The organism is Hydrogenophaga sp. PML113, from assembly GCF_001777155.1.
Lineage (GTDB): Bacteria > Pseudomonadota > Gammaproteobacteria > Burkholderiales > Burkholderiaceae_C > Hydrogenophaga > Hydrogenophaga borbori.
Map to the genome: position 1 here is coordinate 1 of NZ_MIYM01000036.1, position 1,425 is coordinate 1,425.

General features: G+C 64.7%; 1 protein-coding gene. It reads left to right on the plus strand.

The annotated features are described in order from the left end of the window. On the plus strand, positions 1-1,324 hold a 1,324-nt coding region (locus BHU06_RS21890; protein WP_254668225.1), incomplete at its 5' end, for an IS66 family transposase. Positions 1,325-1,425 lie beyond the last annotated feature (101 nt).

Genomic DNA, 1,425 nt, shown 5'->3' on the forward strand with positions numbered 1-1,425 from the left:
CCATCAAACGCCGACCCGGCAGACCACCCAAGGAGCCACGAGACCCCATCACGGGCTGATCACCCGCACACACCAGGTGGGGAAATTTACTCCGGCCAATCTGAGGAAAATTCAACCGGCGTTGACACCCCCGGAGCTTCCCCGCCAGGAACTGCGCCATGAGCCTACCTCCACCGAGTGTTGCGGCCAGCCGATGAAGCGCATCGGTGAGGACGTGGCCGAGAAGCTCGACTACACCCCAGGCGTCTTCACGGTCCACCGCTTCGTGCGGGGCAAGTGGGCCTGCGCCTGCTGCCAGACGCTCAGACAGGCCCCGGTGGATGCGCACATCATCGACAAGGGGCTGGCCACCACGGGCTTACTCTCCCATGTGCTGGTGGCCAAGTACGCCGATCACTTACCCCTGCACCGCCAGGAGGCTATCTACGCCCGCGCTGGTGTGCCGATCCCACGCTCCACCCTGGCGCAGTGGGTGGGCAGCTGTGGCGTACAACTCCAACCGCTGGCCAGCGCCCTGCGCGCAGAGGTGCTTGCCCACGCCGTCCTGCACGCCGACGAGACGCCGGTGCAGATGCTCAAGCCGGCCGCTCAGAGAGATGGCAAGACCCAGCGGGCTTACCTGTGGGCCTACACACCAGGGCGGCACGAGCAGACCAGGGCGGTGGTCTATGACTTCAGCGAGACCCGGGCCGGGCGCCATCCCGCCTCCTTCCTGGAGGGCTGGGCGGGCACGCTGCTGGTCGATGACTTTGCCGGGTACAAGCAGCTCATGGGTGAACAGATCCAGGAGGCAGGCTGCTGGGCCCATGCAAGGCGCAAGTTCTTTGAGCTCCACACGGCCAACAAGAGTCAGCTCGCTGAGCAGGCGCTGGCCCTGATCGGACAGATCTATGAGGCCGAGCGACAGGCTCAGGGGGTAGAGGCAGATGAGCGGCTGCGCATACGGCAGCAGCAGAGCCGCTCGGCGGTGGATCGCCTACACCTCTGGCTCACAGAACACCGAGGGAAGGTGCCCAGTGGGTCGGCCACGGCCAAGGCCATGGATTACAGCCTGCGCCGCTGGCCTGCGCTCACCCGGTTCCTGGAGGATGGGCGGATACCGATCGACAACAACTGGGTCGAGAACCAGATGCGCCCGATTGCGCTGGGCCGCAAGAACTGGCTGTTTGCGGGCAGCCTGCGGGCTGGGCAACGAGCCGCTGCCATCATGAGCCTGATCCAGTCGGCCAAGCTCAACGGCCTTGATCCGTATGCCTATCTCAAGGATGTGATGGACAGGCTGCCGACCTGGCCCAACAGTAAGCGTCCGGCAATCCCATCTTGAGATAGACCCAGTGTCGAGGCATCGTGTGCACGATGAACATCACGCACACTATGGCGAACGACACGATCGCCCAGCGCCCCAAGCGGCACTACTACTCCCCG